Raw genomic sequence first — 15603 nt, forward strand, 5'->3', positions numbered from 1 at the left:
TTTTAAGGGGGAACCCCCTTAATGTTAAAGGGGTTAGGGACCGCAGGTCCCTCCTTAGAAGGGTGGGGAGCGGGGTGAAAGGGCGCTATTATAAAGTTTTTGTGTTTCTAAAAACACCAAAATCAAAATATAGGAGTTTAACTAAAAATGGATTTAATAGAAAAAGAATTATCAAAAGAAGTGATCTTTAGAGGGAAAATCTTAGATCTAGAAAAATACCACGTTGAATTGCCCAATAAAAACACTTCAACCAGAGAAGTTGTCAACCATCCGGGGGCAGTAGCGATATTGCCGGTAGATGATGAAGGGAACATCTATCTTGTTAAACAATACAGATTCCCAATAAGAAAAGTATTAATAGAAATACCTGCAGGAAAGTTTGATTCCCCCAATGAGGACCCTTTGGAATGCGGTAAAAGGGAATTAGCAGAAGAAATAGGGAAGCAAGCAAATAAATGGATTGAATTAGGATACATATACACAACCCCGGGTTTTTCAAACGAAAAAATATATTTATATTTAGCAAAAGAATTAACTGAAGTAGGAGTCAATCCTGACGATGACGAGTTTGTTGAAATCTTAAAAGTAACCACAGATGAAATGAAAGAGATGATAAAAAAAGGCGAAATTACCGATTCAAAAAGTATTTGCGCTTTCTACAAATATTTACTTCTTTAATAAATGGGCATGCTGCGTGGCGAAGGGAAAGCCTTTTAAACTTCCTTAGATGGGTGGGCACCGGGGCATAGGGGCCATCGGTCCATCCTTAAAAGGGTGGGCAGCGGGGCGAAGGGGCGCTAAAACAAATTTTAGAGTTTCTAAAAACAATAAAATCAAAAAATTTTGGAGGACTAAACAATGATCTCAAATACTGTAAGAACAAGGTTTGCACCAAGTCCAACAGGATATCTCCACGTTGGTGGAGCTAGAACGGCACTTTTTAATTATCTCTTTTCCAAAAAAAATGAAGGAAAATTTATCTTAAGAATCGAAGATACAGACATAGAACGTTCAACAAAAGAATCTGAAGATCAACTTATAAACACTCTAAAATGGTTGAATTTGAATTGGGATGAAGGACCTATAATTGGCGGAGATTATGAACCTTATCGCCAAAGTGAAAGGTTAGAAATCTATCAGCGAAGAGCAAAGGAACTAATAGAAAAAGGTAAAGCATACGAGGCATATATCTCACCAGAAGAAATAGAAGAAGTAAAAAACCAGTTAATAAGCGAAGGTAAACCGCCACATTATACCTATGATTTGATTTCAAAGTACAACACAAAGGAAAGAATTGAAGAGTACAATTACAAAGGGTTAAAACCCGTTATTTTTTTGAAGATGCCTCAGAAAGATTATGAACTCGATGATAAAATAAAGGGTAAAGTTATCTTTAAGAAAGGTTCTATTGGTGATTTTATAATTTTAAGAAGTAATGGTATACCTACATATAATTTTGCTGTCGTTGTAGACGATATCGAAATGAAAATCACCCATGTTATCAGGGGGGACGATCATTTACCAAATACTTTGCGACAAATGGCGATTTATGAGGCTTTTGAGGTGGAACCCCCAATATTTGCACATGTTTCAATGATCTTGGGACCAGATGGCAAAAAATTATCCAAAAGACATGGAGCTACCTCTGTCGAAGAGTTTATGGTTCAAGGATATTTGCCTGAAGCTGTTGACAATTATCTGGCACTGCTTGGTTGGTCTCATCCTGAGGGTAAGGAAATATTGCCTCTCTCTGAAATAATTGATAATTTTACTTTGGATAGAGTCAATTCAAGCCCTGCAATATTCGATGAGAAAAAATTAAAATGGATGAATGGGCAGTATCTAAGAAATAAGCCTTTGGAAGAAATCTATCAACTTGCAGAACCTTTTGTGACTGGATCAAAACTTCTAAGCAAAGAACAATATGAAGTAAACAAAAAATGGGTTATTAAAGCTTTAGAAACTATTCTTTCTTCTGTTGAAATATTGAGCGAAATACCTGAAAAAATGGAAGTTTTTTTAAAAGATGTTTATCCAGATACAAACGATCCTGAATTTAAAGAATACTTTGATAAAAGAGGAGTAAAAGAAGCTATCAACTTGATTTATAAGTATTTCAATGAAGATGACAGATGGGATACACAAACTATAACAGAGAATTTAAAGAATGCTATGAACGAAGCCAATCCTCAAAAGAAACCATTTTACATGTCTTTAAGAAAAATTTTAACGGATTCATTTCATGGACCCGATTTGATAAATACGATATTTTTATTAGGTAGGAATACTGTTTTGGAAAGACTTCAAAGGGTGATCGAGATTTGAAAAGATTTCCTACAATTAAAATATACGATACTTTAAGTGGACAAGTAGTTGATTTAGTACCGGTGAAAGAAGGCGAAATAAAGATTTATCTTTGTGGACCAACAGTCTACAACTTGTTACACATTGGCAATGCAAGACCTATTATAATATTTGATGCCTTTAGACGTTTTTTGGAATATATTGGTTACAAAGTTACATTAGTACAGAACTTCACTGATATAGACGATAAGATCATTGAACAAGCAAAAAAAGAGAACTTACCTTTCGAAGAGGTAGGGAAAAGATATATAATTGAATACTGGAGAGATATGACGGCTCTTAAAGCTAGGGCTTTTAATTTCCACCCAAAAACTACCAACTATGTTGATGAAATTATTTCTTATATAAAAGAACTTGAAGAAAAAGGCTATGCTTATAAGGCTGAAAATGGAGATGTTTACTTTGAAGTGGAAAAATTTTCAAGATATGGAGAGTTATCTCACAGAAAGGTCGAAGATCTGAAAGTAGGGGTTAGGGTAGAAGTCTCCGAATACAAAAAAAATCCTTTGGACTTTGCCCTATGGAAGGCTTCAAAAGAAGGGGAACCATTTTGGGAAAGTCCATGGGGAAAAGGTCGCCCAGGGTGGCACATAGAATGTTCTGTTATGTCGTCTGAAATATTAGGCGACACCTTTGATATTCATGCGGGAGGTAACGATCTCATCTTTCCTCATCACGAGAACGAAAGAGCCCAAGCTATAGCAAAAAGTGGTAAGGATTTTGCAAAATACTGGATGCACAACGGAATGATTCGTATGGCACAAGATAAGATGTCAAAATCTTTGGGGAACGTCTGGTATTTAAGAGACCTTTTGAAAAAGTTTGATTCGGATGTCTTAAAAATTTTTATACTCAGCAAGCATTATCGTATACCTATAGATGTAAGTGAAGAATTGCTTCGTAACCAAGAGGTATCAGTTAATAGAGTTAAAGAATCTTTGAATGAGGCTGAAACTTTCTTTAACGGGAAAGTCCCTTGTCCTCAGAAAATGAATTATTTTAAAGAGCAAGAGGAGTATCTCATTAGTAGCCTTTCGAATGATTTTGATACACCATCAGTTGTGGCAAGAATTTTCGAATTATCAAGAGATTTAAACAAAGCGTTAAATTCACGTGATGAAGAAACAATAAAAAATAATTATTATATAATAAGAAATATTTACGGGAGTGTCCTGGGGGTTTTTGAAACTAACGAACAAATACAGAAGAACAATGTAGAATTAAATCAACTAATGGAAATCATTCTAAACGTAAGATCTGCTCTTAGAGAAGAAAAGTTATACAATCTTTCAGACTATATACGGGATAACTTAAGCAAAATTGGCATAGAAATAAAAGATACCCCTGAAGGAACAAAATGGTCTTAGAACTGGAGGTGTTCTCAAATAGACGTTAATATAATAAACTCAGTACTCGCCTCCCTCAAAAACACCTTTAAAATAATCACAAAGATGGATATACAATTGCAAAAGCCATATGTCGTTAAAGAAATTGAAAAACACTATGATGTGGTTACTAATATTGGTTTTACCGGTGAACTTGAAGGGAACATTCTTTATTCTTTTACTGAGAATGTAGCAAAGGATATAGTTAATAACATGATGGATGGTATTATGAAAATAGACGAGATTGATGATATGGCGATTAGTGCAATAGGAGAACTTGGCAACATGGTTTCTGGATCCATAGGTACTAATCTTGAAAAATATGGTTACAATATAATTGTAACTCCTCCTTCCGTATTTACTGGTAAGATTGTAAAAGTCAATTCTAAAGGTGTTATAATAGAATTCCCAGTTTACGTTTCTGGTGACAACGAGATGGATTTGTACTTTATTTACAGAGAAATATACAAGAATTCTTAGTAAGGAAAATTGTTTTTGCCTTCATAAAAAAGTTATAAAATTTCCAAATTTCTAAAAACAGAAAAAAGTATAGGCTAAGGAGGAATATAGATGGCAAGAAAATGTGAAATTTGCGGAAAAAGTCCTGCAACCGGAAACACCGTTGCTAAATCAAAAGTAACAACAAGAAGGGTATGGAAGCCCAATCTTCAAAAGATAAGAGTAGTAACAGACGAAGGTACAGTAAGAAGAATGTATGTTTGTACGAAATGTTTAAAATCAGGAAAAGTTCAAAAAGCTTAAGTAAAAAATCGGTCTAAAATAAGACCGATTTAATTTTACATAATTTGGCGTGCCTGGCCGGATTTGAACCGGCAACCTCCGGATCCGCAGTCCAACGCTCTATCCAATTGAGCTACAGGCACATTGATACTTTGATAAAAAATGGCGGAGAGGGAGGGATTCGAACCCTCGGTAGAGTCACCTCTACACTTGCTTAGCAGGCAAGCGCCTTCGGCCACTCGGCCACCTCTCCGTGATTTTTGCTTCTAATTCAACCCTGAAATATTATAGCATTGATATTCTCACCTGTCAAGGAAACATTTCATTTCTTAGCTTTTTTCATCTCATACATCTTATTATCAGCTTCTTTTATTAATGATTCAAGGTTTATATCCTTTTGAAAATCTTTATATTCCGAAACACCGTAACTTAAATTAATCCTCACATTACCATCCACTTTTACCTCTTTGAGTTGGCTTAAAATTCTTTCAAAAATTTTGTGAACATCGATTTCTTCCGCATTTGGAAGGCCTAAAACGAATTCGTCCCCACCTACTCGTATTATCAAATCTGATTCTCTTAAGGTATTTTTTAAAACATCAGTTACCTTTCTTAGAATGTAATCTCCTGCATCGTGACCGTAATTGTCGTTTATGTATTTAAGATTGTCAATATCAATAAAAACAACAGACAAAGGCTCTTGTCTTCTTTTGGCAAGTTGAAAATATTTTTCTAAAGCATAAAAACCCGCTCTTCTGTTATAAGAACCAGTTAAATCATCGAAAGTTGCGTATTTTTTAAGTATTTCTTCAAGTTTTTTCTTTTCAGTAATGTCTGTTATGACCAAGATAATTCTACTCAAACCAACTTCTTCATACGTTACACCTGTTATTAAAACTGGGACTTTGACACCGCTTTTCGTAACTAAGTTAGATTCGAAAGAAATTGCATTATTGGTGTTTCTTTTTAAATTTTGCATATTTTCATTAAAACTTTCCCAATCCCTTTGATCTAAAACTTTTTTCAAATCTAAAATTCTGTCATCAAACTCTACCATTTTGTAGAATGATTTATTAGCATATTTAACGTTAAAATCAAAATCTAATAATACCAGACCTTGTCCCATGTTTTCAACAACTTTTTCAATAAAATCTTTCTCTTTCTTCATTTCTTCAATTTGCTTTTTATCTTCAGTTAGTTCTAAATAGGCTCCAACCATATTCATCGGCAGTCCAAACTTGTTTCGTTCTAAAACTCTCCCCCTTGAAAGAAACCATTTATAATTATCGTCCACATCTTTAATACGGTAAGTTCCTTCAAATTTACTTGTTTTAGTCAAAAAATGTTCTCTTATATTTTTTATTAATGTTTCAGTGTCTTCTTTATTGATCGACTCTTCGAATTTCTCCCATTTGCCTTCAAAAGGGTCTTTTGTGTATCCTAAGATTTCTTTGTATCTTTCGTCATAACTGAATTTACCACAGTTCACATCCCACTCCCAAATTCCTATTTGAGACACTTCTAAAGCTTTTCGAATAGTTTCTTGGCTTTTTTGAATGATTTCAATCTCTTTTTTGTATTTTTCACTTTCGCTTAAATCCTTTCCAATTAATATGTAGAAGTTTTCATCGTTTAGCCGAAAATTTTCTAATTTAAATTCAAAAGGTATTTTTTCTCCATTTCTTTCGGAAAAAGACGATTTGAAAATCAACAACTTATTTTGATTATGCCTTCTAAAGAAATATTCGATCTGTTTCTTAACGTCAACCTCAAAAAAAGTTATGATCTCTTTACCGATAAAATCTTTTTTTGAAAAACCGAAATTATTGATCTTCTTGTTAACGAAAACAATTTTTCTGTCACAATCCATAATAAGTATAAGATCATTCAAGTCATCTAAAATGTAAGAAGGGAAGTTTTCTTCGACAAATTCAAAACTCTCGTTTTTTGAATCCTCTAAATTTTTTTGAAGTTGAGACAGTATGAAGTCTTTCTCTACCCCTGTAAGTTTTTCGTAGTTCTCGTTAATTTCATTCACCCCCCATCACCCTTATTCGACCTTTACTACAGAGTATTTGAAACCTTTTTCATTTAAAAGATTATTGATCTTTTTAACAACAATCTCTCTACTATCAGAAAGGTTTTTAATTCCTCTAAATAAAATATATATATCTTGAGAATTATAACTTATTAAATCTTCTTGCCTGACGATCTTTTTTATTTCATTAATTAATTTGTCGTCAAAAGAAGAATGCATTTTAATCTCCACTAATAGGTGGTCTTTATCTCTTTTAATTTTCTCAAGTTCAAGAACTATATCAAATAATTCTGACGACAAAAGGTTACCATTTTTTTCGTAAAATGCTGTTAATTCTCCATTATTCACGATGGGTGGAGAGAATGGAAATTCTTTTGCATGACCAAAAATATCTTTGTATTCGTTGAATAAACCTCTAGCTTTTTCAAGTTCATTGTTTTCTGTGTAGAATTTAATCAATCTTAACCAACTATCTTCTCTTTGTGAATAATAAAAAGCTTTTTGAAAATAATAATGCGCATCTATTGGGTTATTCATTTTTTGGTGAATATTGCCCATTTCAATTAACATATCAACGTATATACGTTTTAAATATTCCCTTTTTTCTCTTACCCATTCTTCGTGAACGTTTTCTTGTAATAACTCACCTTTGTATAAACTAACCGCCTTTGAGAATAAAAACAAACGTCTATTGATTTCTTTCTCTTTAAACCCTTCATCGCTTAAGGCTAAAAATTCTTCAAAATCTATATATATGTCTTTTGATTTTGAAAATGTGCAAAAATCCTCTTGTAAAGTTAATTCATCGCTACTAAGTCCTAAATTTTTTCTAATATAATATAGTGTGGTATTTAAATTTTGTCTGGCACTTTCATCGTCGAAACCGGGCCAAAAGAGATCGTACAAATCAAAAACGGAAACCTTTTGGCCTCTGTTGAGAATAAGATATTTTAGAATTTCTCTAGCTTTTCTTGACTTTAAATTTTCTATTGGATTGTCATCAAGAAAAATTTGAAAATCCCCTAACATATAAATATTTAACATAGGGTATGCTCCTTTAATAATCAATCCATTAATATTTTAGCACTTTCGATAATAAACCAAAAAATATTAATGTTTTTAAAGCGATCAATATCTACTAAAATTCATAGAAGGAGGTTAAAGAAAAAGAAAATGTGTTAGAAACAAAGTTATAACCACCTAAGGTCTCAAATTTAAAATTTGATATCTGATTCGAAATGCCACCTGTTAAGGAGAAGTCATACTGATTTTCTAAATAACTCAAATCTAAGCCAACAAAAAAGTTGTTGTTCATATTTTCAGTCAATTTTTTGAGCTCTCTTCCAAGATAAAATCCAAGATCTTCAAAATTCAAAGCCCGTGCTATTTTCTCTCCTAAATAAAAACCTTGTTCTTCATTGGTAAGTATATCCTTTAAATCGACGATTTTAAACGTAGGGAAGTTTTCGGTAACTGTGAATGCAAAATCACCTTTGAAATCAAGGCTGTTATTGGAAAATGTGTAAGGTACAAAAAATCCATCGAATTCAAACGAGTCAATATAGGTTTTGTCGTTCAAAAACAGATAAAAGGTATCGTTTTGATAGTTAGCGCCAACTTTCATTCCATTAAAAATTACTCCTAAGTAATATCCCCCATTTTTGTAATCAAGTAAGTTACTCATGCCAAAGAAAACTAAATTATTTAATTTCACTTCTGTTTCGGTAATGAACTCATCTTCATAATAAGAAAATTGGTTGTAATAAGTTTTAAGAGTAATTTTATTCTTTTTTGAAATTTCTTTTTGATCTGTGAATTCTAACTTTTCAACGTTGTTAACTTGGAGATAGATATCCAACGTCTTTTCTTCGTCGCCTTCTAAATAATAAATCGAGGTAACATAGTTTTTCTTGTTTTTTGAGAGGTCGATAGTATTTTCAAAGTGCATATTTACACTGTCTATAATAATTTTTGTTCTAACCTTATCTCCCAAGTCATTGAGAGGAGTGATTCCGAAAGTAGCATCAATATTGCCTTTCGAAACAAAATTAAAAGTGTAACCTTGAATAACAGCCACATTACCCAAAAGAGTTTCGCTTCTGCTATCATTCTTCAAAACAGAGTAAATTGAGTAATTATACATTTGAGAGCTTTGTGAAAACGCAAAAATTTGAAACATCAAAACGAAGAGTGTTAAAAGATAGAGATATTTTTTCAATTTTGATCAACCCCTTCAAAGGTTGGGGTAGCAGTTAAAAATATCATCATCCGTTTGCTCTCATCAATGTTTTGGTTATCACCGAATAAAAATCTAAGAAATGGAAGATCTTTTAACAAAGTTGTTCCCCCATTTTTTGAATAAAGTTGACTCAAATCTAAATCAGCAATTAGCAAAATTTCGTTGGGGTTTAAATTCACTTTAGTCTCCAACTCCGATTCTGAAAGTAAATAGCTATCATTTGTGACTTCCATTAAGTTTGTTGTTTTTGTCCTAAAAGAAATTTGAAGTATTTGATTCATCATAGTTGGGGTCATTTCTATTTCTATTCCACTTTCAATATTTCTGAATTCGTTTCTGTAGGTAGTAAAAACGATACTCTCTAGATTCTTCAAACTTAATAACGCTGGTTCTCCTGGTAAAACGTTGACAACCTGTTTAGTAACTAAATTTGCGGTTTCGTTCTTTTCGTACATCTCTATTTCAGCTTCAAAAAGATCTTGTACAGAAAATCCAATTGCAGGACTCGTAAAAGAAAAACTGTTAATTATACCTTTTTGGTTTATGTTGAACACGTTGCCCTTTATCAAATCAGAGTACCTTTCATTTGTTTCAACGATATAAACGGTTAATTCAATATATGGTTCCCTCTTATCCAACTTGTCAACCAGATCTTTTATATAATCTATTGTATTTTGTGGAGCATACACGACTATTTGGTTAGTTTCTTCGTTAGTTTTTATGTATTGGTGTAGATTTTCGGGAATCAAATTTAAAAATTTTTCCACCGAAATATAATTCAAAGAAAACACTTGCATTTCAGCTAAGTTCAAAAAATTATGACTTTGAGGATCAGCTAATCCCACAAAGTAAACATTTTCATCAATTTTTTTGTAAGAGTAGCCACCGGGAAGTAGAAGTATATTCAACGCTTTTTCTAAATCCACTTCTACAAAGTCTGCTGTGACCAAGCCACTCAAGTATTGATCGGTTAAAATCGTTACCCCCGTTTGAAGAGAGATTTCGTTCAGAGCTTCTATCAAATCGGTGTTATAGAAAGTTGCAGTCACTTTTGGGGCAGTACTTTCTTGGGAGAAGGCTAAAAAACACATAAGTGATAAAATAACAAAAGAAAGGGACCTTTTTAATACGCTTTTTATCACATTAACTCCCCCTCGAAGACTTTCAATCTTTGTTCGGTGTTATAAATAGTGAGGATGTATCTATAACCTTCCCCTTCTAAAATGGGTACTTCACCGATCAACATCGTTTCTTGGCTTGGTACTAACCACTCTTGACTATATGGAAGAAGATCGTAAACACCTATGCTCACACCATCACTGTCTAAAATACTCAAACTTCCGTTAGGAATTATGTATCTCTCCCCCGTATTTTTGATCAAAGCACTGAAAATTCCGCTACCTTCTATTTTTTCATAATTTGAGCTCACTAACTCAACATCATAATTTACTTCACCTATAACGGTTTCAACGTTGACCTTTTTCTGGGATAAAAATTCTCCCGATTCATCGTAGGCATTTAAAACGATTTTGCCGTAGTATGCACCATTTTCGACTTCCTTTGGTACGTTTATAGAAAGTATAACCCTCGAGGTTCGTTGAGGGTTAACTATAAAAGATGATGGAGACCTCAACGTGATCCATGATAGCAAGGATCTATCTTTAGCTTGAGGTAAACTCGCAAATTCTTCTCCCCCCACTTGTACCGTGACGTTTTGATTAGACATATTTTGTAGATTTATAACAAAGGTTTTTACAGCACCAGGGTAAAGCTCATAACTGAACTCAGTATTGTCTAATATAAGCGCAAGTTCCGTGGGAGGAGTGAAATTAAAGCCTTCTTCTGGAACGGTTATATCGTATGTAAACACCCTTTGCCTGTTGGAGTAGTTAACAAAAAGGTTTACTTTGTACTCTCCAGGAGCTAACAAGTACGTAGGCTTACCTGAAAATACAACTTTATTTCCTTTCAATATTCTTTGGGCGGTTCTATTGTTATTTTCCATGTAAGGAGATTTTAAAGGTAATCTTTCTATCATCCTACCCGATTTATCTCTCAAAATAGCTTCAGCAGAGATTACGAGGTCATAACTGGAACCATTAGAGATGGTAGCTTCGATTACCGGTTTGCCTTCTTCATCTGGAACAACCTTCACATCTTCAACTTCTGCCCTTGTTATGACAGTTCCTTGTACATGAACCGTTATTGGTATTGCATACCTTATAATTATTCCTATCGTTCCACTCGTTTCAACTTCTGGGGTAATCATGAGGATAAAATTGTAAGTTCCAAAAGGAGCCTTCGAAGGAATATTTACACTGACTTCAACGGGTGTTGTCGAACGAGGAGAAACAGTGATGGAGTTTGGGAACTCAATCCAACTTGAATAAAGAAAGTTATCTGGAGTTGCTTCTACATAATCAAAATTTCCTGAAAGATCCTGAGTCATTTGATAAAGCTCTATACTAACGTTTTGTGTGGTGTTACCACCAATAACGTTTATTGTGGCAACGAATTCTTCCCCTGCCCTGACATCTTTTTCAACGGACAAAGGTGAAACGGCTATCTGAGCAAAAGAAAAAGCTGTAAAAAGTAAAAAAACAATTGATATGATATAAAATTTCTTCATGATTATTACCTATCCCCTTTTTTGTGTCTATTATAGCACAATTAAAATTTATAAAATCTTTAATAATTATATTCACTAAAATAAAGTGCACGTGTATATTAATAAAATTACCCCTTTTTAAGTGCTCTAATTGCAAAAAGGGGTAATTGAAAAATATGGGATATTATTAATAAATGTTCTTTAAAAACTCTTAAATTGAGGCTATGGTAAAGGTTACATCAGCGATTTTTGTATTTGTAGGAAGTGCACCTAGATTTAAGTTACCTAGAACGTCAAGTGTTGCAGTAACATCGAAGACCACATTTCCTGCTCCTCCAAAACCAGCTGCGTTGGTGTCTATGGAAATTTGTAATAAACTAGCCCATGAAGCATAACCAGTCACTTCAGCTATACTAGAAGAAACACTATAATTAACATTTGCCTCTGCTAAGAGCTTTACAGTATCTGTAGGATTTGCAGGATTTGCTGGATCAAATACTAAATCGAACTGGGAATCAGGACTTGTAGTATCTACTGACAATCTCACAAATGCTGGAACATTCAAAAAAACTGGAACGTTAACAGTATCAGAAACTTGTGCCAAACCTGAAACTGAAATCAACATCACCATCATCAAAACTGCCAAACTTAAAACTTTTTTCATAATTTTCCACCCCTTTTAAAATTTTCGTTTTATTTGAATTATCTTTATTTTACTTTTCTAATTTAATTATACTTACTATAATAAAACAACAATAATTTTTAATAAAAATCCAATCAAAATTTATGTTACAACTTCAGTTGCTAGAAACTGTTATTTGAATATTCCCAATTTGACCTTCCATAAAGGTGTATATAAGTCCTTCCAACAGGCCTACATCCAGCTGAAAAGTTAAAATATAATTGTGGATTCCAGGAGTTCCTCCAGTGCCTGACAGTAGCAAATCATAAGAACCTAGTATCAAATATTGCTGCCACCCAGGTAGCGAGCTAAGTACCGTAAAATTAGCTGTTAAATTATAATTTATGTTAGATTCAACATTAAAAGTTAAACTGTCTTCTACTATGTCGCCCCAATTGGCAACTGTAGCATACAAGTCTAAACGTGAATCGCTAAGGTTGGTAATTTTCAAGTATTCAGGTACGGCTAAATATATAGGGACAGTGGTCTCTTTGCTTATAGCAAATGAGGTTGATGAAATGATAATTATGAAAGAAAAAATTAATGTATATTTTAATTTTTGAATCATTTACCCTCACGCCCTGACTTCATTTTTTATAAAACTAATTCTGTTTTAATTATACTCGGGCTAATAAGATAGCAATTAATTTCAATAAAATTTCAATAAGAATTTTGAAGAAAAACAGTAAGAAGAAAATAAAAAATAAGAAAAAGATTCAGGAAGGTATCAAGAGGACGAAAGAGTAATGTAAACATCACCTATATGGATAATTTCATTGACCGTGAGCACCTCATTTTCAAAAAGGGATAGTATTTGCTCACGTTTGTCATTCCACAAATCAGCAAAATCTGCCTTTATTTCAATATCAAAATCGGTATTACTGCTATCTACGGATATTAATTCGTCATTTTGTAATATAATATAATCCTCTAAAAAGCTGTAACTGTCAAAAATATCCATTGAAAGATAAATATCGTAATTTGGCAAAGTTGATTCAATGTGTACAGGAACTGAAGAAATAACATTATTCTGAGGATTGGCAAGGTCAAAAGTTAGTTGAATTGTGCCTTCTCCTCCGACGATGAAGTTTATAACAGGTTCAGGCACCTTAAAGTAAATAGGAACAGCCAAATAACTAAAATACCCACCCTCCATAGGGATAGAAACTACAACATCCCCCACGTGAAGTCCCTCTTCAGGGAAGCCAGCCTGGACAAATTTTTCTTGTAATAAACTTCCATAATTTTTGAATAGGTTACCTAAATTAGAGCCAACTGTTATGTCGAACTCTACATTAGGATTATTTAAATACGTATTTGGAGAACCTAAAAATTGCAAATAGCTACCTTCAGATAGAAAATCAAACCCATCTAATAACTCTACACCAACGTAAACATGAAGGGGAGGCAAGTTAGACTTGAGGGATACATTAGAGGATTTTTGATCATACCACTTCCCACTACCTGGATAAGGTGGGGTGAATTCAAAGACTATATCGTTTGAAACGTTATAGTCGACAAAAAAGTTGTCAACTACGAAATAAACATCAATAAAATCTAACTGTTCCCCAGTAGAGTCTAAAAGCAAAACTTCTCCTATTTTTGTCCCTGAAGAAGATAAAAGTCCATTCTGAAACATAGCCAGAATTTTTTGGTTATTGTTTTGCCATAATGGTTGGATATTAAACCCTAGTTGTAATGTATAAGTACTTCCGCTTCCCCAACTTGAAAGGTTAAAATAACTATGAAAGAATTGGTAATTACTATCTAGTTGTAATTCTACCCGATAAACGTTGGACAGGTTAAGAAAAATTTGAGTTTGCTGATAGTTGTAATTGTCTAAATCCAATTTAAATTCGAAATAATTATTTGCTGAAAATATGCTCACAGTTAAGAATAAGAAAGTTATAAAGACAATCATTTTCTTCATTTTAATCACTTCCTAATAGTTTTCTTTTTAAATTATACATTATTTTTTATAAATAATTTTAACTATTTCAATAAAAATTCAATAAAAATGATTATAATTCGCTTTTAATCGTACATAAAAAAATAATAAAAGACTTGACATTTTTATTTTTATTTAGTATAATTTTATTAGACTTTTATTAGAGGTGGTGAATGTAATGAAAAAGATTATTTTTATAACAATAATAATGTTGTTGGTTTTAAATATCAGTGTTATTTCTTTTTCTCAAACTTCTGATGGTGTTAATATCCCTGTCTATATTAGTGTTTCTAGTTATGCTGCAATTGACTCTGTTGATAAAGAAAGTTTAGATTATGAATTGGATTTGTCATCTCCTGAAAACAAAAGTGAAGAAATAAAGGTAAAAATCGTAGCAAATACCACTTTTGAACTCATGGTTGAATTTGATGCAGAAGGAAGTAGTTTTAACGAACAGAACCAAGCATTGTTTGAATTGTTGAATAGTAGCTTTAATTATTCTGTTGATAGTAACGATTCATCGTATGGAGTTATTGAAAAAACCGTTCAAGTAGGATTCAATTTTCAACAGGTGCTCGCTAGCAATCCTGAGATGAGAGAATTGCTTTTAAAAAATGGAGAATATAATGATAAGGTTGGTAATTTTGTTTTCACAGTTTCCCCCGCAGTTTAAAGACAATTATGCGCCCCTTATTTGCATAGTGCAGCAAATGCTCGAGAGGTAGGTTAATTCCTGCCTCTCTTTTTATTATTGAAAAATTAACAATTATTTTGTATTTGATAAACGTTTTTGAAGTAAAATAAAACGGCTGAGGTGAGAATAATGTTTAACGAAGAACTGAAAAATAAAAACCTTATAGTTGAATTAGAATCTTTTGAAAAGATATTAGAAAGAGAGATCATCATCAGAAACTGGAAAGAAATTGAACTACCTTCTGAAAAGGCGAAGATACTTGCCCCAATAGATGTAAATGTTTCTTTGGAGAAAGGCGACAGTCAAGTATTGGTAAACGGTAAAATTGAAACTATGGTTCAGCTTCATTGTTCGAGATGTTTGAAACCTATAGAGTATTGGATCGATGAAAGTTTTGAAGCCGTATATATGAGTAGGAGTTTTGAAAAGTATTTATCGAAAACTGAACGTTTAAAAACGTTAGACAATCTCATTTACTATGATGGTCAAACAATAGATTTGACAAATCGAGTAATAGAGACTATAATATTAGCAGTGCCAGAAGTTCCACTGTGTAAAGAAGATTGCAAAGGGCTATGTCCTATCTGTGGAATTGATTTGAACGAAAATCCAGAGCATTCTTGTGAAACAGAGGATATTGACCCACGTTTTGTAATGCTAAAAAAGTTGTTGGATAATGAAAAATCAAATTAATACAAAATACCAAAGGGGGAAACATACATGGCAACGCCAAAACAAAAGGCTTCAAGAGGTCAAACACATTCTAGAAGAGCGAAATTTTACTCTGCCTACAAGATCAATGTTGTAAAATGTCCGAAGTGCGGAGAGCCAAAATTACCACACCGCGTTTGTTTGAATTGTGGATACTATGGTGACAAACAAATCTTAGAAATAGGTGAATGAG

General features: G+C 33.0%; 16 protein-coding genes and 2 tRNA genes. 8 read left to right on the plus strand and 10 right to left on the minus strand.

Translation table 11 applies throughout. The features are described 5' to 3' along the window. The first annotated feature begins 147 nt into the window (after positions 1 to 147). The 5 genes from PMOB_RS09395 (at position 148) to rpmB (ending at position 4511) form a co-directional block, all read left to right on the plus strand. Positions 148 to 678 (plus strand): NUDIX domain-containing protein, encoded by a 531-nt coding sequence (locus tag PMOB_RS09395; protein WP_012209615.1) that lies wholly within the window; start codon positions 148 to 150, stop codon positions 676 to 678. A 180-nt stretch (positions 679 to 858) separates the two neighbouring features. Beyond that, positions 859 to 2325 (plus strand): glutamate--tRNA ligase, encoded by a 1467-nt coding sequence (gene gltX, locus PMOB_RS09400; RefSeq protein WP_012209616.1) that lies wholly within the window; start codon positions 859 to 861, stop codon positions 2323 to 2325. 14 nt (positions 2326 to 2339) lie between these two features. Beyond that, on the plus strand, positions 2340 to 3731 hold the full coding sequence (gene cysS / locus PMOB_RS09405; protein ID WP_041534441.1) for a cysteine--tRNA ligase: 1392 nt from the start codon (positions 2340 to 2342) through the stop codon (positions 3729 to 3731). Between the two features lie 96 nt (positions 3732 to 3827). Continuing rightward, a complete protein-coding gene (locus PMOB_RS09410; RefSeq protein WP_158245242.1) occupies positions 3828 to 4229 on the plus strand; it encodes a chemotaxis protein CheX in 402 nt (133 codons plus the stop codon). A 90-nt stretch (positions 4230 to 4319) separates the two neighbouring features. After that, positions 4320 to 4511: a 50S ribosomal protein L28 gene (gene rpmB, locus PMOB_RS09415; protein WP_012209619.1), complete on the plus strand. Its 192-nt coding sequence runs from the start codon at positions 4320 to 4322 to the stop codon at positions 4509 to 4511. A gap of 45 nt (positions 4512 to 4556) precedes the next feature. On the opposite strand, the gene PMOB_RS09420 is transcribed toward rpmB, so the two are convergent. The 10 genes from PMOB_RS09420 to PMOB_RS09465 all read right to left on the minus strand — a co-directional run bounded on the left by PMOB_RS09420 (position 4557) and on the right by PMOB_RS09465 (position 13987). Next, positions 4557 to 4633, minus strand: a tRNA-Arg gene (locus PMOB_RS09420). Between the two features lie 20 nt (positions 4634 to 4653). Then, positions 4654 to 4743, minus strand: a tRNA-Ser gene (locus PMOB_RS09425). A gap of 69 nt (positions 4744 to 4812) precedes the next feature. Next, positions 4813 to 6528 carry a diguanylate cyclase gene (locus PMOB_RS09430; protein ID WP_012209620.1) on the minus strand — a complete coding sequence of 572 codons (1716 nt, stop codon included), beginning with the start codon at positions 6526 to 6528 and terminating at the stop codon, positions 4813 to 4815. Between the two features lie 12 nt (positions 6529 to 6540). After that, positions 6541 to 7572 (minus strand): AfsR/SARP family transcriptional regulator, encoded by a 1032-nt coding sequence (locus PMOB_RS09435; protein WP_012209621.1) that lies wholly within the window; start codon positions 7570 to 7572, stop codon positions 6541 to 6543. Positions 7573 to 7666: 94 nt separating this feature from the next. Next, a complete protein-coding gene (locus tag PMOB_RS09440) occupies positions 7667 to 8746 on the minus strand; it encodes a hypothetical protein (RefSeq protein WP_012209622.1) in 1080 nt (359 codons plus the stop codon). After that, positions 8743 to 9909 (minus strand): type II secretion system protein GspD, encoded by a 1167-nt coding sequence (locus PMOB_RS09445; RefSeq protein ID WP_012209623.1) that lies wholly within the window; start codon positions 9907 to 9909, stop codon positions 8743 to 8745. Before PMOB_RS09445 ends, PMOB_RS09440 begins: the two co-directional genes overlap by 4 nt. Beyond that, complete coding sequence (locus PMOB_RS09450; RefSeq protein ID WP_012209624.1) at positions 9906 to 11396, minus strand: hypothetical protein; 1491 nt, start codon at positions 11394 to 11396, stop codon at positions 9906 to 9908. The genes PMOB_RS09445 and PMOB_RS09450 overlap by 4 nt, the downstream gene beginning before the upstream one ends. A gap of 190 nt (positions 11397 to 11586) precedes the next feature. Continuing rightward, positions 11587 to 12039, minus strand: coding sequence for a hypothetical protein (locus PMOB_RS09455; protein ID WP_012209625.1), 453 nt, complete (start codon positions 12037 to 12039; stop codon positions 11587 to 11589). 133 nt (positions 12040 to 12172) lie between these two features. Further along, the gene (locus PMOB_RS09460) at positions 12173 to 12625 is read right to left on the minus strand and encodes a hypothetical protein (RefSeq protein ID WP_012209626.1); all 453 of its coding nucleotides are present in this window, start codon (positions 12623 to 12625) and stop codon (positions 12173 to 12175) included. A gap of 159 nt (positions 12626 to 12784) precedes the next feature. After that, positions 12785 to 13987, minus strand: coding sequence for a hypothetical protein (locus PMOB_RS09465; RefSeq protein ID WP_012209627.1), 1203 nt, complete (start codon positions 13985 to 13987; stop codon positions 12785 to 12787). Between the two features lie 196 nt (positions 13988 to 14183). On the opposite strand from PMOB_RS09465, the gene PMOB_RS09470 reads away from it, so the two are divergent. The 3 genes from PMOB_RS09470 (at position 14184) to rpmF (ending at position 15602) form a co-directional block, all read left to right on the plus strand. Next, positions 14184 to 14678: a hypothetical protein gene (locus PMOB_RS09470; RefSeq protein WP_012209628.1), complete on the plus strand. Its 495-nt coding sequence runs from the start codon at positions 14184 to 14186 to the stop codon at positions 14676 to 14678. A 150-nt stretch (positions 14679 to 14828) separates the two neighbouring features. Next, positions 14829 to 15392 (plus strand): YceD family protein, encoded by a 564-nt coding sequence (locus PMOB_RS09475; RefSeq protein WP_012209629.1) that lies wholly within the window; start codon positions 14829 to 14831, stop codon positions 15390 to 15392. 27 nt (positions 15393 to 15419) lie between these two features. Then, complete coding sequence (rpmF, locus tag PMOB_RS09480; RefSeq protein WP_012209630.1) at positions 15420 to 15602, plus strand: 50S ribosomal protein L32; 183 nt, start codon at positions 15420 to 15422, stop codon at positions 15600 to 15602. Position 15603 lies beyond the last annotated feature (1 nt).

This window comes from Petrotoga mobilis SJ95, from assembly GCF_000018605.1.
In the GTDB taxonomy this organism is placed as follows: Bacteria; Thermotogota; Thermotogae; order Petrotogales; family Petrotogaceae; genus Petrotoga; species Petrotoga mobilis.

Coding starts and splice junctions, on each gene's coding strand:
- PMOB_RS09395 (WP_012209615.1), top strand. CDS start 148: ATGGATTTAATAGAAAAAGAATTATCAAAAGAAGTGATCTTTAGAGGG.
- gltX (WP_012209616.1), top strand. CDS start 859: ATGATCTCAAATACTGTAAGAACAAGGTTTGCACCAAGTCCAACAGGA.
- rpmB (WP_012209619.1), top strand. CDS start 4,320: ATGGCAAGAAAATGTGAAATTTGCGGAAAAAGTCCTGCAACCGGAAAC.
- PMOB_RS09435 (WP_012209621.1), bottom strand. CDS start 7,572: ATGTTAAATATTTATATGTTAGGGGATTTTCAAATTTTTCTTGATGAC.
- PMOB_RS09450 (WP_012209624.1), bottom strand. CDS start 11,396: ATGAAGAAATTTTATATCATATCAATTGTTTTTTTACTTTTTACAGCT.
- PMOB_RS09455 (WP_012209625.1), bottom strand. CDS start 12,039: ATGAAAAAAGTTTTAAGTTTGGCAGTTTTGATGATGGTGATGTTGATT.
- PMOB_RS09460 (WP_012209626.1), bottom strand. CDS start 12,625: ATGATTCAAAAATTAAAATATACATTAATTTTTTCTTTCATAATTATC.
- PMOB_RS09465 (WP_012209627.1), bottom strand. CDS start 13,987: ATGAAGAAAATGATTGTCTTTATAACTTTCTTATTCTTAACTGTGAGC.
- PMOB_RS09470 (WP_012209628.1), top strand. CDS start 14,184: ATGAAAAAGATTATTTTTATAACAATAATAATGTTGTTGGTTTTAAAT.
- PMOB_RS09475 (WP_012209629.1), top strand. CDS start 14,829: ATGTTTAACGAAGAACTGAAAAATAAAAACCTTATAGTTGAATTAGAA.
- rpmF (WP_012209630.1), top strand. CDS start 15,420: ATGGCAACGCCAAAACAAAAGGCTTCAAGAGGTCAAACACATTCTAGA.